At 33.2% G+C, this 21,126-nt stretch carries 17 protein-coding genes; 14 read left to right on the top strand and 3 right to left on the bottom strand.

From position 1 onward, the window contains the following. The first annotated feature begins 45 nt into the window (after positions 1-45). A complete protein-coding gene (locus ASG22_RS18610; RefSeq protein WP_055987870.1) occupies positions 46-1,023 on the top strand; it encodes a polyprenyl synthetase family protein in 978 nt (325 codons plus the stop codon). Position 1,024: 1 nt separating this feature from the next. Here the strand turns inward: ASG22_RS18610 and ASG22_RS18605 are convergent, their stop codons facing one another. Continuing rightward, entirely contained in the window at positions 1,025-1,318 is a 294-nt protein-coding gene (locus tag ASG22_RS18605) for a hypothetical protein (protein ID WP_055987912.1), read from the bottom strand. 138 nt (positions 1,319-1,456) lie between these two features. Here ASG22_RS18605 and ASG22_RS18600 point away from each other — a divergent pair, with 138 nt between their 5' ends. Beyond that, positions 1,457-3,889 (top strand): thiamine pyrophosphate-dependent enzyme, encoded by a 2,433-nt coding sequence (locus ASG22_RS18600; protein ID WP_055987868.1) that lies wholly within the window; start codon positions 1,457-1,459, stop codon positions 3,887-3,889. An 88-nt stretch (positions 3,890-3,977) separates the two neighbouring features. Beyond that, positions 3,978-4,712: a class I SAM-dependent methyltransferase gene (locus ASG22_RS18595; RefSeq protein ID WP_157844731.1), complete on the top strand. Its 735-nt coding sequence runs from the start codon at positions 3,978-3,980 to the stop codon at positions 4,710-4,712. Between the two features lie 30 nt (positions 4,713-4,742). Here the strand turns inward: ASG22_RS18595 and ASG22_RS18590 are convergent, their stop codons facing one another. After that, positions 4,743-5,132 carry a winged helix-turn-helix transcriptional regulator gene (locus ASG22_RS18590; protein ID WP_055987865.1) on the bottom strand — a complete coding sequence of 130 codons (390 nt, stop codon included), beginning with the start codon at positions 5,130-5,132 and terminating at the stop codon, positions 4,743-4,745. Between the two features lie 121 nt (positions 5,133-5,253). Between ASG22_RS18590 and ASG22_RS18585 the strand changes: the two genes are divergently transcribed. Beyond that, positions 5,254-6,315, top strand: coding sequence for an NADH:flavin oxidoreductase (locus ASG22_RS18585; protein WP_055987863.1), 1,062 nt, complete (start codon positions 5,254-5,256; stop codon positions 6,313-6,315). Positions 6,316-6,661: 346 nt separating this feature from the next. On the opposite strand, the gene ASG22_RS18580 is transcribed toward ASG22_RS18585, so the two are convergent. Beyond that, positions 6,662-7,864, bottom strand: a complete 1,203-nt coding sequence (locus tag ASG22_RS18580; RefSeq protein WP_055987860.1) for an aminopeptidase C — start codon at positions 7,862-7,864, stop codon at positions 6,662-6,664. 424 nt (positions 7,865-8,288) lie between these two features. Between ASG22_RS18580 and ASG22_RS18575 the strand changes: the two genes are divergently transcribed. The 10 genes from ASG22_RS18575 to ASG22_RS18530 all read left to right on the top strand — a co-directional run bounded on the left by ASG22_RS18575 (position 8,289) and on the right by ASG22_RS18530 (position 21,116). Then, positions 8,289-8,807, top strand: a complete 519-nt coding sequence (locus ASG22_RS18575) for an RNA polymerase sigma factor (protein ID WP_055987858.1) — start codon at positions 8,289-8,291, stop codon at positions 8,805-8,807. A 12-nt stretch (positions 8,808-8,819) separates the two neighbouring features. Then, a complete protein-coding gene (locus ASG22_RS18570) occupies positions 8,820-9,914 on the top strand; it encodes a TonB-dependent receptor (RefSeq protein WP_055987856.1) in 1,095 nt (364 codons plus the stop codon). Positions 9,915-10,016: 102 nt separating this feature from the next. Further along, entirely contained in the window at positions 10,017-12,785 is a 2,769-nt protein-coding gene (locus tag ASG22_RS18565) for a hypothetical protein (RefSeq protein ID WP_055987854.1), read from the top strand. Positions 12,786-12,813: 28 nt separating this feature from the next. Continuing rightward, positions 12,814-17,304: a TonB-dependent receptor plug domain-containing protein gene (locus ASG22_RS18560; RefSeq protein WP_185113823.1), complete on the top strand. Its 4,491-nt coding sequence runs from the start codon at positions 12,814-12,816 to the stop codon at positions 17,302-17,304. Positions 17,305-17,455: 151 nt separating this feature from the next. Then, a complete protein-coding gene (locus tag ASG22_RS18555; RefSeq protein ID WP_055987850.1) occupies positions 17,456-17,959 on the top strand; it encodes a GbsR/MarR family transcriptional regulator in 504 nt (167 codons plus the stop codon). 422 nt (positions 17,960-18,381) lie between these two features. Further along, entirely contained in the window at positions 18,382-18,783 is a 402-nt protein-coding gene (locus tag ASG22_RS18545) for a hypothetical protein (RefSeq protein ID WP_055987846.1), read from the top strand. Between the two features lie 79 nt (positions 18,784-18,862). Further along, a complete protein-coding gene (locus tag ASG22_RS18540) occupies positions 18,863-19,675 on the top strand; it encodes a DCC1-like thiol-disulfide oxidoreductase family protein (RefSeq protein ID WP_055987843.1) in 813 nt (270 codons plus the stop codon). 10 nt (positions 19,676-19,685) lie between these two features. Beyond that, on the top strand, positions 19,686-19,901 hold the full coding sequence (locus tag ASG22_RS21590; RefSeq protein ID WP_317038860.1) for a hypothetical protein: 216 nt from the start codon (positions 19,686-19,688) through the stop codon (positions 19,899-19,901). Further along, complete coding sequence (locus ASG22_RS21585; protein ID WP_317038859.1) at positions 19,898-20,134, top strand: hypothetical protein; 237 nt, start codon at positions 19,898-19,900, stop codon at positions 20,132-20,134. The genes ASG22_RS21590 and ASG22_RS21585 overlap by 4 nt, the downstream gene beginning before the upstream one ends. An 85-nt stretch (positions 20,135-20,219) precedes the next feature. Further along, complete coding sequence (locus tag ASG22_RS18530) at positions 20,220-21,116, top strand: TIGR01777 family oxidoreductase (protein ID WP_055987842.1); 897 nt, start codon at positions 20,220-20,222, stop codon at positions 21,114-21,116. Positions 21,117-21,126 lie beyond the last annotated feature (10 nt).

Raw genomic sequence — 21,126 nt, 5'->3', positions numbered from 1 at the left:
TATCTTTGTGATCATTAATAATTATTTATCCATCATTCGAAGATTGTGGCGAATACTGTAGAAGAAATCAAACGACCCATCAATGAAGAAATGAAACTTTTCGAGCAAAAGTTTTATGAATCGATGCAGAGTAAAGTACCTTTATTAGATAAAGTCACTCGTTTTATCGTTACGACAAAAGGGAAGCAGATGCGCCCGATGTTTGTGTTTCTTTGTGCCAAATTGATTGGTGATGTCAATGAAAAAACCTATCGTGGAGCTTCCATGATTGAGCTGATTCACACAGCAACTCTGGTGCATGATGATGTAGTGGATGAAAGTTTTAAACGTCGTAATTTCTTTTCAATCAACGCGTTATGGAAAAACAAAATTGCAGTTTTAGTAGGCGATTTCTTATTGTCGAAAGCGGTTTTGCTTTCTACCGATCATAAAGATTACGATTTATTAGCGGTCATTTCCAGAACCATCAGAGAAATGTCTGAAGGTGAACTTCTTCAGTTGGAGAAAGCCAGAAAACTGGATATTACGGAAGATGTTTATTATGAAATTATCCGTCAGAAAACGGCTACGTTAATTGCAGCCTGTTGTGAAATCGGAGCGTTGTCCAACGATGCTGATGAAGATTTGGCGAAAAAAATGATGCAGTTCGGAACGTATACGGGAATGGCTTTTCAGATTAAAGATGACCTTTTCGATTATTTAAGTTCAAATGTGATCGGGAAACCGGTGGGAATTGACATTAAAGAGCAAAAAATGACATTGCCTTTGATTCATACCTTGAAAATTGCCAACGAGAAAGATAAAAAATACTATTTTAATACGATTAAGCGTTATAATAATGACCAGAAGCGTGTAAAAGAGTTAATTAATTTCGTTAAAACTTCAGGTGGGTTAGAGTATGCAATTAAAATAATGAAAGATTTCCAACAAAAAGCAAAAGATATTCTTAACGAATTTCCTGATTCTGAGGCGAAAAAATCTTTACTAATTATGTTGGATTATGTAATTGAAAGAAAATTTTAAATTAAATAACTTTAATTGTTACAATAATAACGGCTAATACAATACAAAATAAAGCGATTAAAAATAAATAATCCGCAATACTCTCAAATCTGTTTATGCGCTTTTCGCGCGTTGATCTTATTGCCATAAACGAGAAGAAGCAACTGAAGGCAAAAAATAAACAGGCAATTCCCGCAAACTCGTCCAGATATGTGCTGTGACTCATTTTAGTGATTTTCAGAGAAGTGATAATTACCAATGAAAAACCTAAAAGATTACTCGATGCATTCAGGATATGGGTTGATTTTTTTTCCATCATTTACAAATTTATTCTAAGATAAACACAATTTCTTTTATTATCAAATTTTTAAAAAAGATTATTAAAAATTAAAATTAATTTAAAAAGTGTATATTAGCAAAATACTTCAACATAAATAATATTTAATATTTGGCTATGCAGACAACCTATATTGAAACTCAGCAAATTTCCTTTCAAGATTTTAAAAATCAGATACTTGAAGATTATAAACTAGGAAGAATTTCTCGTGAAATGTCTTATTTGGGCAGAAGAGAAGTTTTAACGGGAAAAGCTAAGTTTGGTATTTTTGGGGATGGTAAAGAGCTTCCTCAGTTGGCTATGGCGAAAGTGTTCAAAAATGGAGACTTCCGTTCGGGATATTACAGAGATCAGACTTTTGCATTAGCGATAGATGCTTTATCGGTTGGCAGTTTCTTTGCTCAGTTATATGCAGATACAAGCGTTGAAAGAGAACCTGCATCCGCCGGAAGACAGATGAACGGGCACTTTGCAACAAGAAGTTTAAATGAAGATGGAAGCTGGAAAGATCTGACGGCGCAAAAAAATATTTCTTCGGATATCTCTCCGACTGCCGGACAGATGCCAAGATTATTAGGATTGGCTCAGGCTTCTAAAGTATATAAAACAGTACAATTTGAAGGTTCTGAAAAATTTTCTAACAACGGTAATGAGATCGCTTTTGGAACAATTGGTGACGCTTCTACAGCAGAAGGTCATTTCTGGGAAACGTTGAATGCGGCTTGTGCGCTTCAGGTTCCGATGATTGTTTCGATATGGGATGACGGTTACGGAATTTCTGTTCCTACCATGAAACAGAGAGCAAAAGCAGATATCGCTGAAATGTTGAGCGGTTTCCAGAGAAAAGAAGGAGAATTTCAAGGTTGTGAAATCATTCAGGTAAAAGCTTGGGATTATCCTGCTTTGTTGGATGCTTATGCCAGAGCGGAACAGTTTGCAAGGGTTGAAAGTGTACCGGTTGTAGTTCATGTGATTGAAGTTACCCAACCTCAGGGTCACTCGACATCAGGTTCTCATGAAAGATATAAGAATGAGGAACGTCTGGCTTGGGAATCTCAATTTGACGGATTATTAAAATTCAGAGAATGGATTTTAGACTATTCAATCGAAATTGATGGTAAGGAAGAAGTTTTAGCAACTACAGAAGAATTAGATTCAATTGATGAAGAAGCTAAAAAAACGGTAAAAGCTGGACAAAAACAAGCTTGGGAAAGCTATCAGAAAACAATTACGGATTTAATCAGTTCAATATTGCCTTTAGTTGAAAATATTAAAGGTCAGAATGCTGAAATTGAGAATTATATTAATCATTTCAATAAATTAGTTTCAAAAGCTAAGAAAGACGTTTTCCATTTAACAAGAAAAGCATTGTTAGCAACGAGAGGAACAAATTCTGCAGAGAGAAACCAACTAATGCAGAAATATAATGAGATTTTTGAGGTTGAAAAAGATAATTATTCTTCTCATTTGTATTCTCAGTCTCAGTGGAAAGCCGAAAATGTACAGGAAATCAAACCAATTTTCTCAGATAGTTCCGAAGATGTGGACGGAAGAGTAGTGGTAAGAAATAATTTCGATAAAATTTTTGAAAAATATCCTCAAACTTTAGTCTTTGGTGAAGATGCCGGAAATATCGGTGACGTAAACCAAGGTCTTGAAGGAATGCAGGAAAAATACGGTGACGTTCGTGTTGCCGATACTGGAATCCGTGAAGCTACGATCCTCGGACAAGGTATCGGAATGGCGATGAGAGGATTAAGACCAATCGCCGAAATCCAATATTTAGACTATATTTTGTACTGTTTACAGGGAATGAGTGATGATTTAGCGACAGTTCAATATAGAACAAAAGGCGGTCAGAAAGCTCCTGTAATTATCAGAACGAGAGGTCACAGATTAGAAGGTGTTTGGCATTCAGGTTCGCCGATGGCGGGAATTTTAAACCTTTCAAAAGGGATTTTGGTACTAGTTCCAAGAAACTTAACGAAAGCTGCCGGATTCTACAATACCATGCTTCAAAGCGACGATCCAGCCATGATTGTTGAATGTCTGAACGGATACAGATTAAAAGAAAAGCAACCCGATAACCTGGGTGAATTCACTGTTCCTGTCGGAAAAATTGAAGTGACAAAAGAAGGAAAAGACGTGACGTTGGTGACTTACGGTTCGACTTGGAGAATTGTAATGGAAGCAGCAGAAGAATTGGAAAAATTGGGGATTTCTTCGGAAGTTATTGACGTTCAGTCATTAATTCCATTTGATTTAACTCATGAAATTGCTGAATCTGTGAAGAAAACCAACAGATTAGTGGTAATCGACGAAGATGTGGAAGGAGGAACTTCAGCCTTTATTCTTCAACAGATTTTGGAGAAACAAAAAGCGTTCAGGTTCTTAGATTCTGATCCGTTGACGATCGCTGCAAACGACCACAGACCTGCGTATGCAAGTGACGGCGATTATTTCAGCAAGCCATCTTCAGATGATATGGTTGAAAGAATCTACGCACTATTTAATGAAACAAATCCTCAGAAATATCCTGCGATATTTTAATTGAGATTTAGATAAATTTTGAAACCGCTTTCGTTTGGAAGGCGGTTTTTTTATTTGAAATTTGTAAATTAGATTTAAAAACATGTTTATGAAAATAACCAAACTAGTTATTCTCTTCAATCACCATAAAATCCTTTTAGGAATAGTGGTTTCAGCTATTTTATTACTTGTTTCCTTCTATATTCATATCGATTGGTTTCAATTATTATTGAGAATTCTAAGCACTCTTATCGTTTTAAATATAATTGCTTCAATTATTGCATCTTATATTTTATACGACAATTCCGATCTTTATGAATTAAATAGTTTAAAAGGAATAATAGATTGGGAAAAAACTAAAAATGTTATTCTCGTTCACGCAAGTTTTGATCCTTTATCAACAGAGTTGAAGAAAAAATATCCAGATTTAAATTTAACGGTTTGTGATATCTTTGGAAATCGTCACGAAAAGGAAAAAGGAATCGAAACTTCGAAAAAAGTATTTCCTCCAAATCCAAAAGAAATAAAAATCTCTCCAAATAAATTACCTCTTGAAGATCAATCTCAGGATGTAATTCTTGGAATAACGGCGCTTCATGAAATATTGGATCATAACCAAAGAGTTTTGTTTTTTAAAGAAGCGAAAAGAATTTTGAAAGATGAAGGTGTTATTATTGTTTCAGAACAGTTCAGAGATTTTACAAACTTTGTCTTCTTTAATATTGGAGCTTTTCATTTTTTAAGTCAAAGAAAATGGAAGAAAGCTATTTCTGAGGCAGGTCTGAAGATTATAGAAAATAATAAAATTACGTTTTTTGCAAATATGTTGGTGGTGAAAAAGTAAGATTCTTATATTTTAAGAAATTAAAAAACATCAAACAACAGCTTTTTTCACATTCTTCTCTTCCAAAAGAGTCTTACAGTCTTTCTCTTTCTCAGGATCATACACATGATATTTCGTTTCCCATTCCTCAAGCAAATATAAAATCGGCAATAATGCCAATCCTTTTTCTGTCAGCGAATATTCAACTCTTGGTGGAAGTTCTTTAAACTCTTCACGAATCACCAAACCGTCAGCCTGCATTTCTTTCAACTGATCTGTCAGAACTTTTCTTGAGATCACATTAATTCGTACAGCAAGTTCTCCAAAACGTAATTTTCGGTCTTGGATTACCAATACGATAATCGGTTTCCATTTGCTTCCTAGGGCAGACATTGCTTTGCCTAAAGGGCAGCTGTATTTCATCAATTCACTTTTTACCATACGTTACTTTTACGTTACTAATGTAAGTTACTGCGAAGTTACCACTTTTTTTATTTGTAAGATACAAATATGAACTATTATTAGTTACTTTGTGTAACAAATATAATTTACATTTTTAAAAATGAGTACAGAATCACTATTCAATCCTTTTAAATATAAGAATTTAGAACTTAAAAATAGAATCGTAATGGCGCCGATGACCAGAGCACAATCTGATAACGGAGTCCCTACCCAAAATATTGCAGATTATTATGCTAGAAGAGCTGAAGCAGAAGTAGGTTTAATTATTTCTGAAGGAACCGTAATCAACAGACCTGCATCAAAAAATATGCAGAATATCCCTGATTTCTATGGAACAGAAGCATTAAATGGCTGGAAAAATGTAATTGACGCAGTTCATGAAAATGGTGGTAAAATGGGACCTCAGATATGGCACGTTGGAGATACCAGAAGTTCAGCAGATTATCCATTGATGGATATGGAAAAGGCTTCTACCATGACGTTAGAAGATATTCAGGATACAATTGCTCAGTTTGCGGCTTCTGCAAAATCTGCGAAAGATTTAGGATTCGATGTGTTGGAAATTCACGGAGCGCACGGTTATTTAATCGACCAGTTTTTCTGGGAAGTCACCAACACAAGAACCGATGAATACGGTGGAAAAACGTTGAAAGAAAGAAGCAAATTTGCCGTTGATATTGTAAAAGCAATGAGAGCTGCGGTTGGTGAAGATTTCACCATTATTATCCGTCTTTCTCAATGGAAACAACAGGATTACACAGCTAAATTGGCGAATACTCCGGAAGAAATGGAAGAGTGGTTATTACCGTTAAAAGAAGCGGGAGTTGATATTTTCCACTGTTCGCAAAGACGTTTCTGGGAAGCTGAATTTGAAGGTTCTGACTTAAATTTTGCAGGTTGGGCTAAGAAAATCACAGGTCAGCCAACCATTACCGTAGGTTCTGTAGGGCTGGAAGGAGATTTTATGGCAGCATTTGCAGGGCAAGGGACTGAAAAAGCAGATTTATCGGAACTAACAAGAAGACTGGAAAGAGGAGATTTCGATTTAGTTGCTGTTGGAAGAGCATTATTACAGGATCCGGAATGGGTGAAGAAAGTTAAAGAAGGAAATACAGAAGATCTTTTAAACTTTTCGGCTGAAAGTTTAGCAACGCTTTACTAAACATTGTGAATTGTAAATGGCGAGTTTGTTTTGCAGTCAGTTTTATTTTACGACTTTTCTAATTGACGACTCACTATTCACTTGCAAGACAGAATAACCCATTCACGGTTCACATTATTTATATTTAAATTTTTACCTATCAATTATTTTACGAAACCGCTTCAGGAGTAATCTTGAAGCGGTTTTTTAGCTTTTAAACTAAATTAATTTTTATTGAATTTAAACCATTAATACAAATCTTAATAGTTTAAATTAAGAAAAACAAAAACCGCTCCCAAAAAATTGAGAACGGTTGTTTAACAGATTAAATATCTAAATGCCTTTTTTGAAAGGCAAAAAGTAATTCTTACAATCCAATACTTTTTGTTGGTTTCAACTGTTTTTTAATGCTCTTCGGAAGTGCATCTTTGTGAACCAAAATCGCAGTTGATTTATACTCAACATACGGTCTTGTTACATAAATATATCCTTCAAAATCATTCGTTACACCCCAAGAATTTTTCACCATATAATATTCTTTTCCAGACTGGTCTTTTGCCAATCCTACGATGTGCATCCCGTGATCATCGGTTGTAGAAAGATTGTTCAGTGCTTTCTGGCGCATATCTTCTGTGATAGTTTTATCTTTTTTAGGTTCAGTGAATAACGTTCCTTTGTTATCTTTTGTAATTTGATCTAAATCAACATCAGGAACATACGCAACTCCATTTTTATAAGAGAAATACGGCTCAGAAACATCCGTTGCCCAACCTACAGAATATCCTTTGTTTACGGCGTTATCGATAATTGCCGTTAAGTCTTTCATCGGTACATTCCAATCAGAATCATGGCTCCAGTTATCAGGAATCGGAACTACGAATTTCTGGTAATACGGATAATCTTTATAAGAAGAAAGTTCTACATAATCATCAGCATTAATACCAACAACTTCCTTTGCAAATGTTTGCGGCGTGTAAGATTTCCCTTGATAGGTAAAGTTAGTAGGAACTTTTCCTAAATATTCATCTAAAATAGCATCCACGGAAGACATCCAGTTATCAGATAATTTTCCTTTCGAAGCAGCAGCTACGAGACTGTCCAAAACAGGCTTCAGTTTTCCCTGCATTTCAGAGAAATTATTCAATGTTTGTCCGGATTTTAGTCCTGTGTAAACATCCTGAGGAACTGCTCCGTATTTTTTGTACATATTCACCACATCATGCAATTCTCCTCCGTCTCCCCAACTGATGGCTCCACTGTTTAAAACATATAATTTTGCTTTATCATGGTAAGAATTTCTTGCCGTAAAGATTTCAGCCAGATCAACAGGCTTTTTACCCATTCTCTGCATTTCAGATTCAAGGAAAGAGTTCCCCGAATAACTCCAGCAGGTTCCCGAAGAACCTTGATTTTTCACCGAAGTTGCACCCACGTCTTTCAACGTTGTGAACTGAAAATTAGCATTTTGAGACTGATTGCTTTTTAACTTGTTGATTAAGTCATCCTGTGCAAACATCATACTTCCTGCAGACAAAACAAAAAGTAATGACGTAATTTTGATATTTTTCATTACTGTAAAAAGATTATTTATATGAATAGTCGTTCATAGTACAGATTCGTTACAAAACAAAAAGTTAAATATCCGTTGTGTATTTTGATGTACTTTCGTCCCTTCGAGTAGGTTTTTGAAAAAAAATCGTATCGAGAGGTTTGTAATTACATTATAACGATGTTATTTTATATTTTAATGATGAAACTTTATATTCTAGTGATGTGATTTTACATTTTAGCATTGTGACTATACATTATGACGATGTAATATTTCTTTTTAGTAACATCATTATTAAATCGCTTGATTTTCTTACTTTTAAAGCTTCCGCATATCTTATTTTAGATTTGCTTTCCTTATTAATTTATATTATTTTGAAAAAAAGTTTACCACCTTTCCAACCTTTTTTAATTTTTGTGCATCTATACTATTATAAATCCAGATTATGGAACGAGAGCTACTCATAGAATGTCAACGGAACGATCGCAATGCGCAGCGGCAAGTCTACGAAAAGATGGCGGGCAAGCTATACACGGTTTGCAAACGTTATTTGAAGAGTGACGAAGATATTGAAGAAGTTTTAGCAGATACTTTTTATAAGATTTTTACTAAAATTAATCAGCTTCAGAACCCTGATATTTTTGATGCATGGGCAAAGAAAATTACAGTGAACGAATGCTTGCAGAAACTGAGAAGCAATAAAGCACTGTATATTTCTTTAGAAGAAAATCACATGATTTCTTCTGATTCTTCATTGGAAAATATTTCGTTTGAAAGAGATATTTTAAGTCTTTTAAACTTTCTTCCGGAAGGCTGCAGGGCAATTTTTAATCTTTTTGCCATCGAAGGTTATCCACATAAAGAAATTGCCACCATGCTTTCCATCAGCGAAGGAACCTCAAAATCTCAGCTCAATTTTGCCAGAAAAAAACTTCAGGAACTTTTGATTAATCAAAATATTTAAACTTGTACAACAATGGAAAATAATAATATAGATAAAACTTTCAACGAGGCTTCTAAAACTGTAGAAGAACCTGCGACTTTTCCGGGTTTTGATAAAGTTTGGGCAAAAGTTGAGGAAAAATTAGATAAAAAACAGGAAAAGAAAAAAAATATTCCGATGTGGATTCCTTACGGAATTGCCGCAAGTTTATTGATCGGTTCAGGTATTTTCTACTTTACAACTAAAAAAGATAATGCTGAAATTGTACAACCAATTCTTGCTGAAAATGTAGTTTCTGATAAAGTGCCTTCTATTTCGGAACATATTCAGACAATTGACAGTACGGTAAAAGCGAATATTCAAAGTGAAATTTTACCATCGCCTCCGCCGAAAATTGCTTACAAATATCCATCTATCTCTATACCTGATCATGTAATTAACGATCCGCAATATTCTCATGAAATTCCACAGCCAGCGGTATTTGAAAATAAGATGATGGACACTTTAAAGCAAAAAAATTTCGAAGAGGTCGTTGCGAAAGGAATTAAGAAAGAAAAAACATCTTCGATCAGTTCAGTAGAATGGAATTCTTCAGATAAAAAATTGGTGTCTAATATGAATATGGTTACGGATACTGCCGAAGTAACGTATCCCAATACAATGAACACACTGGCAAAAAATACAGATGAACCTCAAATTTTGATGTATAATAGAACCAACATTAAAAATAATAAACCTGTTGCAATGAATTCCGTTTTTGCAGAAAAAGTGGGAAATAAAGTTGATCTGAATTCATTAAACGGATATGCAGCAGGCGTTAATATTAATTCAATTTCCGGTACACCGGGTTCAGGTAAAGTAGATATTTCGATCAGTTGCCAGGGAACACTGAAAGGAAGTTCAGGTCCTTTGTTCATCATCAACGGAGAAGTTTCTGATGGAGAAAATTTTTCAAAAATTGATCCCAAAAGAGTAGAATCAATCAAAGTTTTTAAAGGGAAACAGGCAACTAGTCTTTTCGGAGTTAAAGCCACAAACGGAGCGGTCGTCGTTGAAACAAAAGATATTTCCAGAAAAGAAAGACGAAAGTTGATGAAAATTTTTAAAGAACAGTCAGCTAAAAAATAATCCCTGAATATTTAAAATCAACATCCATCCAAAAAATAAAATCTGAGAAAATAATTTCTTCAGAAGGTTATTTTTACGTTTCATTTTTAATCACATTATGATATGAAGAAAATTTATTTACTGCTTCCGTTGTTTTCGATTAACTGTTTTTTTTCTCAAAATTCTCAACTGTACTATTCGGGAAGATTTTTAGATGCTAAAAATAAACCAAAGAATTTTTTAAAGATTTTTAATAAAAACAGTGGTATATACGAGTTAACGGATGAAAAAGGTTTTGCCATTATTGCGGCAAAAGACTTTGATACATTAGTTTGGAATAATGGTAAAAATAAGGAAGTCGTTCGGAATTATAACCTGAGAGAGCTTAAAGATATTCTGCAAAGTCAGGTGCCGCAACATTATGTTAAAAATATTTACAGCAAATCTTACGACAGTTTGATTTCTAAAAAAGATACCGATGTATACAGCATAGAAAATTCTAAAATTGGTCTTGATAAAAAATCTGCCAAGTATTTTGATAAAGTAAAAAATATCAGACAGAAAAATGATACAGTTTATAGAATCAAACAAATTAATCGGCGAAATCTGAACTTCAATGGTATTTTTACGACGTCTTTTGATATAAAACAACGCAATGCTATCCCGAAAACACAGAATAAATACGTTCAGGGAAGATCGGAAAATGGTTCTTTGGTTTGGAAAAGTCCCGAAACAGATGAAATGTTCAGTTTCGGGCCGAATATTTCTACATTAGGATTCGATAATCTTCCGTATGACTATGATCAAAACGGGAGATTGGTTACTATTTCTAACGGGATTTCTCCGGCGAAAGCATATCGTAATGACTTATTTAAAACTACAGTTAGCTATAATAATCAACTGAAAATAAATGCCATTGTTAAAGAAGATTATCAGGAAATTTTCCGTTTTTCGTTGGATTTAGGTCAGCAAAAAGATCAGATGTATTTTGAAGATCAGTTTAACATTAATAATTTTTTCAAAGCGAGATTTAGTAAATCTTTTAAAGGATATAGTGTAAATCTTGCTTATAATTATGAAGAAAATAAAGCGACAAATTCCAATAGAATAGGGCTGTTTAATAGAGTTTATCAAAATTCTTTGTTGACACCGGTTTCTTTTTCAAATTCACAGGGTTCGCAATTGTCAAACGGTTCACAGAGAAGTTACAGCCGTTTTGCTGACAATCCTTCGTTTCTTTATGATCAGGAGAATAAGTATCATCAACTGAATTTTCGCAGACAGTTTAGTTTTGATGCTGCTAAAAATTTTGGTGATTTTAAATTAAATATCAGTCAGTCTTACGAAGACGATTATTTTTGGAATTTTGATTATTACAAACCTTCAACGTACGGATTTTCAAATGGACTGCAGAACGAAAGAACTAAGAATAATTCTATTTATAATTCTATAATTTCGGGAAATTATTCATTCGGAAATTATGATTTCAGAAGTACTGTGAACCTTAATTTTATTATAAATGACAGAAAATCTGATGTTTTCAATAGTCTGACGAATCGTAGGAATACATATCAAAGAACTTCTCAGGATTATTATTTTAACTATAATCTTGAAATTAACAAAAATGATTTGAAAATTGGGGCGGACGTTGCCAATTCATTTTATATTTCGAATACATCACTTAAAAATCAATATTGGCTTCCAAAAGCTAATGCGTACATCATTTTTGAAGATATTTTTAATTGGAGCAGGCAGCACAATTTCAAAATATTGGGCGCTTATACAGAGCTAAGTTCAGAACCTGAAATTACCCGATCATACGCTTCTTATGCTACGACTTTGCTCAATGCACAAACCTCTTATCAATATTTTCCGGTCATGGAAGCTGAAACTTTTAAAAACCTTTCCAATATCAATATTAAAGAATTAAAGACGGGTTTTAAGTGGGATTTGGGATACAGAATCACTCTCGAAGGTGAATATTTTAAAAAGAAAATTTTCAACGATATATTTCCAATCTATGAAAATAATCAACTAAGGCTGAAAAATCTTGCAGATCATACCTACAGCGGATATGAATTTAATTTTTCATATCGAATTCCTGTGAATCAAAATTTGAGATTTGAGAATAAAATTTCATTTTTCAACTATAGAGATATTGTAGACAGAGTAGAAAAAGGGTATAATAATCTGCCGATTTCAGGTTTTAATGATATTTACAAAACATTATCAGAAGGTCAGGTTCTGGGTGCGGTAATGGGAAGTTATTTTGAAAAAAATAATGAAGGACAATTAATAATTGATGAATTCGGGTATCCGAAAAAGGGAGACGGAATGAAGATTATTGCAGACCCGACACCGGACTTTGTGATGAAATTCAATCATAATATTACATTTAAAAGATTGACTTTGGATATTAATTGGGAATGGAAAAAAGGTGGACAATTGTGGAACGGAACGCAGGCGGCTTTGGATTATTATGGTCGTTCTCAAATTTCTGCCGATCAGAGAGATAGTAAGAATTTTGTTTTTGAAGGTGTAAATTCCAGCGGAAATACCAATCAGATTCCTGTAGATTTTTACAATCCTAATCAGAGTGTTTTGCAGAATAAATGGACGAGATATGGTTATTTAGGCGTTGCAGAAAATTATATTCAAAAGGCAGATTACGTGAGGATTAATACTATTTCTTTGTCGGCAAATCTTCCGGTCAATCAAACCAGAACTTCTTTGGTTCTTACTTTTTATGTAAATAATATTCTTCTTTGGCAGGCAGCTAAAGGTACAGATCCTAACCAGAATTTCTATGATCTGGAAAATGGAAAAGGTCTTGATTTCTTTAATCTTCCGTCTTTCAAAACATTCGGATGTATGGTTTCATTTAAATTTTAATGATATGAATTTTAAATTTACAATATATATGGTAGTGTTATTTTTTTCGGGTATATACTTGAAAGCGCAAAATACTATTCTTGATTTTCAGAAAGAGAAGACGTATGTACAGACCAGCCATGTTTTTTATAAGCCTGGCGAAACGATGGATTTTAAAATTTACGTGATTAATGCGCAAAGTAATCTTCCATCTGAATTAAGCAAAGTCGTCAATTTTGAATTGATAGATCCCAGCGGAAGTGTCGTAAGTAAGTTAAAGTATGAAATTAAAAACGGTCACGCAGAAGGATCATATTATTTCGGAAACGGAATGAAAGGTGGGATTTACAAGATCAGAGCTTTTACAAATTGGATGCAGAATGAAGAAGGAAAAAATGCTTTTGAAAAAGAAATTACTCTGCAGAAAATTGTTTCTCCAAGAATTTTAATGAAGCTTGATTTTCCAAAAAAAGGATATGGCGCAGGTGACGAAGTTCTGGCAGATTTTTCGATGAGAAGTCTCAGCAATCTTCCGATTCCTTTCTATGAGGCTTCTTATACGGTAATGCACGATGGCGAAATGTTTTCAGAAGGGAAATTAATAACGGATAAAGAAGGCAAGTATCAACTGAAATTTAAATTTCCTGCGGTATTGAAATCTTCTGATGCTTTGTTGAATATTAAAGTGAATTTTGACGGTTTTACAGAATCTATTTCTCGTAATATTCCGATTGTTTTGAATAATCTGGAAGTGAAATTTATGCCTGAAGGCGGAACTTTCATCAATGGAATCGAACAGAATGTTGCTTTTAAAGTGGTAGACGAATTTGAAAAACCTGTAGATGCTACAATCGCGATTTTTAACCAAAATGATAAAAAAATAGTAGAAATTTCAGCGTACAATTTTGGAATGGGAAATTTTTCTTTTACTCCTGAAAAAGATGAAAATTATTATGCAAGAATAATAAAACCGGAAAATATTGTAAAGGTTTATCCGCTTCCGATAGCAAAAAATGAAGGAATTGTTTTTAATATAAATAAAGAAAATGGTCAGTTAAAATTAAAACTGATTTCAACGGATGAAAAAGAAATAATTATAAAGGGAAGTTTCAGAGAAAAAGATACTGTTAATCAAAAGGTTTTAGTTAAAAAAGGAAACAATTTTGTTGAACTTTCTGAAAAAAACTTGCCTGTAGGAATTTGCAGATTTACCGTTTCTGATCATGAAATTCCTTTGGCGGAACGTATTGTGTTTGCGAATGAAAGCAGACAGATGAAGGTAACAATAAAACCCTCAAAACAAAACTACCTGCCTCGTGAAAAAGTTGTTGTGAAAATTGAAACAATAGACGAAAATGATAAGCCAATTCCTGCAAATCTGGCTTTGAGTGTGGTTGATGACAAACTTTGGACGTATGCTGATGATAAGCAAAATCATTTGGTGTCATGGCTTTTGATGGATTCTGAATTGCGTGGTAAAATTGAAAAACCACAGTTTTATTTCGATAAAAAAGAAGAGAAAGCAAAGAAAAGCTTAGATCTCGTTATGCTCACGAACGGTTACAGATATTTTGAACTGCTTCCTGAAATTAATAACACAAAAAAATACAAATATCTCCCTGAAAAACGAAATCCAATCTATGGAGTGGTGGAAGATGAACATAAAAATCCTGTAAAAGCGGAAGTTTTTCTTGTAGAAGATGGTTATAATGGCACCAACAAAATGGTGAAACAGGTAACAGATGAAAATGGATTATTCTATTTTTCTGATCTCAGCAATGCGAAACCCTATAAAATCATTGCAAAATCTTTTAAACCCAGACATAAAGTTAATATCAGAATTTTAGCTTATAAACTCAATATTAATCCCTTAACAAAATCTGAAATTAGCAATATTAACGTTGAAGAAATTGTAAAGGAAGCCGTAGAAAAACAAACTGAAAAGAAAAAAGAACTCATCAATAAATCTTCGGTAAGAAAAAGCGTTGATAAAATTTCACGTCAGCAGAATATTGGTGAAGTTGTGATAACTGGAGCTTTAGGAATAAAAAAGAGATCAGATGCATTGACCTCTTCGTCACAAATTGTCAGAACAGAAGAAATTCAAAGTAATACTCTTGGTTATCTTTTACAGGGAAAAGTTTCAGGTCTTGAAATTTCAGCTGTCAGCAATCAACCCAGCGGAAACATAATGATCAGGGGGTCTCGGTCAATGACCAATAAAAAACCATTGTTTGTGGTAGACGGCATCCCTGTCGAAAATTTTAATATCAATGTGAATACAAATGACCTCAATTCTGTCACTGTTTTAAAAGATGCTGCCGCAACTGCATTATATGGAAGTCAGGGAGCCAACGGAGTTATTCTCATCACTTCTTCGAAATACGGAAACGGATCAATTAATTTTGATATTACCCCAAAATCTTATATTGCTGTAAAAGCCATTCCGCACGATAGCCTTGTGTCTTATACCGGTCGACGAGAATTTTCATATCCCGTTTACGAAAGTACTAACACATCGTACAGATTTGATTACAGAGAAAATATTTATTGGAATCCTGTGATAGAAACAGATAAAAACGGAAAAGCAACTGTTGAATTTTATAATTCTGATGCCAATACCACTTTCAGAATTTTGACAGAAGGAATTTCGGCAAACGGACTTTTAGGAAGAGATGAAACTACCTATGCTGCTCAAAGTCTTATTTCTATTGATGCTAAAATTCCGCAGTATGTAACCAGAACAGATCAAATGACGATTCCTGTTGTTGTTAAAAATAATTCTTCGGAAACAAAGACAATGAAGATGGATGTGATGGTTCCGGATCATGTCAAATTAATACAATCAGACAGTTTAATTACGTTGAAACCTTTAGAATCAGGAATATTATTGGTGAAAATCCAGACAGATGAAGTCGTAAGTTCAAACATCCAGTTTACGGTAAGAGCTAGCGATTTTAGAGAAACCATGATTCTTCCTTTTAATGTTGATGAAAAAGGTTTTCCGCATTATTATTCGATCATTGGAAATACTTCAGAAAATAACAAAATTAATATTCCGGGATATATCAATCGAAGTTTCTTTTCCTCTTATTACGTTTTCGAAAATTCTGCTTTAAGTATGTTTGAAGATATGGAAAGACTGAAAAGGGAACCCTACGGCTGCTTTGAACAGCTTTCTTCAACGGTATATCCGAATATTTTTATTTTGGATTATCTGAAAACCAGTGGGAAACTGAAAGCTGACCTAGAGGGAACCGCCGTTAAAAATCTTAAAAAAGGTTTCGAAAAAATGCTCAATTATAAAAATAAAGATGGCGGATTTGGCTATTTTAATGCTTCGGAATCCGATGTTTCTATTTCCGCTTTGGCTCTGCTTGAGTTTACCGATCTGAAGAAAGTAATTAAAATTGATGAAAAACTGATTCAAAATCTTAAAATGTTTATTCTTTCAAAGAAAAACAAAAACGGAATCTTTGATGTGAGAAAAAGCTATGAGATAAATGCACCTTTTTCAGAATATTCATGGTCGAGAAATATGTATGTGTTATACGCTTTGTCGAAAATTGGATTAAAAAATGAACTTGAAGATTCTTATGCGGTTGCTTTGAACAGAGCTATGGCGACGAAAGATTCTTATCAGCTCGCATTGATGGCGAATACTTCTTCCTACCTTAAAAAAGAGGGAGATTATGCGAAAATTATCAATATGCTGAATCTGCAATTTGAGAATAAAAATATCAAGCCTGCAACCACTTTTACAGGTTCCGGAAGAATGTCGGCAAATGCAGAAACATTATCGCTTTATTTGATGGCATTGCAAAAAAATTCTGAGGATAATCAATTGAAAATCGCTGAAGTTGCGGACGAACTCATCGGTTATAATGGATATTACGGATTTGGTTCTACACAGGCAACAAGTCTGGCATTGGAAGCACTGTCGGGATTCTTTTCAAAAAACGAAAAATTGTATGGTGTTGAAAAACCAATCATTACAGCTAATGGAGCCGAAATAAGTTCAACCATGAGTTCAGGATCTGCATTTAAAAATGGAGAAAATGAAGTTCTGATTAATTATCCAAATTCAAAAAAAGGGTTACCTTATAAATTGGAGTATCAATATTATACTTTAGAACCACCAAAAAGTTCTGATATTCCTTTAACAATGGAAACTAAATTGAAATCTCAACACTCGAAAGTAGGTGAGACCAATAGAATGATGATCACCATTAAGAATAAAGTCAATGGACAGTTACCAATGATTACAGCGAAAATCGGAATTCCGGCTGGACTGACGCTGCAAAATGCGTTGCTAAAAGATATGATTGATAAAAAACAGGTTTCTTATTTTGAAATTTTTGATAATTATCTGGTATTATATTGGGAACATTTGGAGGCAAACGAGACAAAAGTGATCAATCTCGATTTAAAAGTTGAATTTGCGGGTGAATACACCGGAAAAGCAAGCAATGTTTATTTGTATTATACCCCGGAATCTAAGTTTTGGAATGAAGGAATTAAAACTAAAATTGAGCTGTGATTTGATTGTAATATTTTTGACATCATGATCTTTGTATAGTTTTATACAAAGATTTTTTTATAGGAGGAAAAAAAATAAAATAAAATTTCAAAAATTATTGAAAATTCAAGAAATATAATTATATTTGTAATAGAAATTAAAAGAAAACAAAATGCAGTTGTCAGAAGCTAAAGAAAAATACATTCAGACTTGGGGAACGTTTGCTACCAATTGGGGAATCAATCGTACAATGGCGCAGGTGCACGCTTTACTGTTGGCAAGTGGAAAAGCGCTTTCTACCGATGAGGTGATGGAACAGCTTGAAATTTCTAGAGGAAATGCCAATATGAATCTTCGTGCTTTAATCGATTGGGGAATTGTAAAAAAGGAATTTGTGAAGGGCGATAGAAAAGAATACTTTATAGCCGAAAAAGATGTCTGGTATTTGTTCAAACAAATTACAAAAGAACGTAGAAAAAGGGAAATTGAACCTGTAATTTCCTTTTTAGAAGAGCTTAAAAATATTGAGGATAAAGATTCTGAAGGCGCAAAAGAATTTATCAAACTCATGGAAGATTTCAGTTCCGTAACAGGAAAAATCAACAATATAATGGATTTAGCGATAAAAAGCGATGATCATTGGCTAGTTGGGAAGATTACTAATTTATTAAAATAGGAAAGGACTTCAAACTCCTTTTTTATTTCGAATAAACTTTCAAAAATTATTGAAAATATAATATTTATAAAATGTTTAATATAATTTCATATATACTTTTTCTTTCAATCAGTTCATACATCACGATTGATGTTGGGAGAAGATGCTTCAATTCCGGAAAAGTATATTTGGAATATCTCATTAAAGACAAAGATTTTTGTTTAACCGTAAACAGAATACTGTTAGCAAGTTATTATCTGGTAAATCTCGGTTATATCGCTATAAGCCTGAGTTTTTGGGTGAAAATTACAACGATGGAAAAGGTATTGGAAACTGTTTTTACCCGTATTGGCTATATAGTTTTAATTCTCTGTTTTTTACATTTTTCAAACATTTTCACTCTTTACATTTTAAGAAAAAAATTAACATTAAAATAAACTATCATGACAGCAACAATTCTTACTCAGACGTACAACTTTTCAGCGTACATGATCTATTTACCCATTGTAATCACGCTTACGGTTTTAGTTTCTCAATTTCTTTTCAAAAATTCTAAAACTTTTATGATTGATATTTTTCATCAGAAAGAAGACATTGCCATGGCGACAAACTCATTATTTAAGATTGGTTTTTACCTTTTAAATATCGGTTTTGCTCTTTGTATTATTGAGTTTTTTCAAATCGAAACCGCAGAAAGATTAGTTGTCGCACTTAGCAAAAAGATTGGCGGATTCTCAATTTATCTAGGAATTATGATGCTTCTAAATCTGTTACTTTTCTTGAAAGGTCGCAAACATTCAATGAATAAAGATAAAATTACTACAAATGAAAGCACTGATATTTAAAATCTGGATGTATTTCACGTTCAAATTACAAAACAAAAGAACAAAAGGAGATTTCTTGAATCTTTAAAAAATATTTATCATGAAAACCCTCAAAAATCACATACTTATCTACGACAACGAATGCCCGATGTGCAATATCTATTCAAAAGGTTTCATCAAATCCGGAATGTTGGATGAAAGCGGAAGAGAAGCCTTTACAGAATTAAGTTTTAAGAATAAAAACCTAATTGATTTTAACCGTGCGAAAAACGAAATAGCTTTGGTTGATCATGAAAAAAATACAGTAATTTACGGCTTAGATAGTTTATTATTAATCATCGGAAATTCATTTCCAACATTAGAAAAGATTGCCCGAATAAAACCTTTTTATTGGTTTTTCAAAAAGTTGTATTCTTTTGTTTCTTACAATAGAAAGCAGATTATTCCTTCAAAGAAAGATAGTACGGAAGAAGCTTGTGTTCCTGATTTTAATTTAAAATATAGATTAGCATATATTGCTTTTGTTGTTATTTTTTCGGCATATATTTTAAGTGTTTTTTCAACAAAATTAGGATTAGGTTTAAGTCAGAATTTCTGGAGAGAATTTGCAATTTGTCTCGGACAGATTATTTGGCAGACTATATTTTTAAAAACCTATTTAAAAGACAAAGTCTGGAATTATCTTGGAAATATGATGACTGTTTCTTTGATCGGAACACTACTTTTAGTTCCTTCTTTATTTTTAAATCTAAGTTCAGTTTTCTCAATTATTTATTTCGCAATCGTAGTATTCATCATGTTTCTGGAACATATTCGGAGATGCAGAATCTTACAGTTAAATTTTATTCCGACATTTTCCTGGATGATTTTCAGAATGATTGTGGTAGCTATTTTAGTTTGGACTAATCTTTAAAAACTAAAAAATGGCAATCCTACATTTAAACACAATAATTAATGCAGATATTCAAACTGTTTTTGATTTAGCAAGAGACATCGATTTGCATCAGAAATCAACTTCAAAAACTAATGAAAAAGCAATCGCAGGAAGAGTTTCGGGATTAATTGAAGAAGGAGAAACGGTGACATGGAAAGCAAAGCATCTGGGATTATATCAAACGTTAACGACGAAAATTGTATGAATAAACCTTATTATTTCAAAGATATAATGCAAAGAGGAGTTTTCAAATCGATGAAACATCAACATATTTTCAGGCAGGAAGGTAAAAATACAATCATGACAGATGTTTTCGAATTTCAATCTCCTTTGGGACTCATCGGAAAAATTTTCAATATTTTATTTCTTAAAAGTTATATGAAAAAATTTTTGTTAGAACGAAATCAGTTAATAAAATCAACTGCAGAAAATAATTAAAGTATTAGTATTTGATATTCGCATATCACGTTGAACTTGTCGAAGCATTTAAAACTAGCAACAGTCAACCATTAATAAAACCAAAATGAAAATAATCATCGCAGCGGGAACCGGTTTTCTCGGAAAAAACTTAGAAAAATATTTTACGGAAAAAGGGAATCAAGTGTATATTTTAACGCGGAATCCCAAACGTGAAAACGAAATTTATTGGGATGCAAAGACTTTGGGGGAATGGAAAGGCGTACTTGAAAATGCTGATGTTCTTATTAATCTCACAGGAAAATCTGTTGATTGCCGATATAATGAGGAAAATAAAAAGGAAATTTATTATTCAAGAATCGACAGTACCAATGTGATTCAACAAGCTGTCGATCAATCTGTCAATAAGCCTAAAGTTTGGTTGAATGCAAGTTCTGCAACCATTTATATTCATTCAGAAACACATTTAAATACAGAAAAAAATGGAATCATCGGCGACGATTTTTCAATGAATATTTGTAAAAGCTGGGAAAAAGAATTTTTTACGGTTAAGAATGAAAATATACGAAAAGTTGCTTTACGGACTTCAATCGTTTTAGGCAAAAACGGCGGGGCTTTTCCGAAATTAAAATTGATTACCAAATTAGGCTTAGGCGGAAAACAGGGAAGAGGAAATCAGAAGTTAAGCTGGATTCATATTGATGATTTTTGCAAAGCCGTTGATTTTCTTATCAATAATGAAAACATCGTTGGTGAAATTAATATTACTGCCCCTAATCCTTTGTTCAACGAAGATTTCATGAGAAAATTAAGAAAAGAAATGAACATTTCGCTTGGTTTAAATGCTCCAGTTTGGCAGTTGGAAATAGCATCCATTTTTCTGCGAACTGAAACCGAATTATTATTAAAAAGTAGAAATGTTTATCCCGAAAAAATACTACAAAGTGGTTTTGAATTTACCTATCCGGATATCGAAAAAGCTTTTAAAAGTTTAATTCAATAGAAAAAAGCTT

It is taken from the genome of Chryseobacterium sp. Leaf405 (assembly GCF_001425355.1).
Lineage (GTDB): Bacteria > Bacteroidota > Bacteroidia > Flavobacteriales > Weeksellaceae > Chryseobacterium.
The sequence above is the reverse complement of the archived record's forward strand: the minus strand, read 5'-3'. Positions and strand labels throughout refer to the sequence as shown.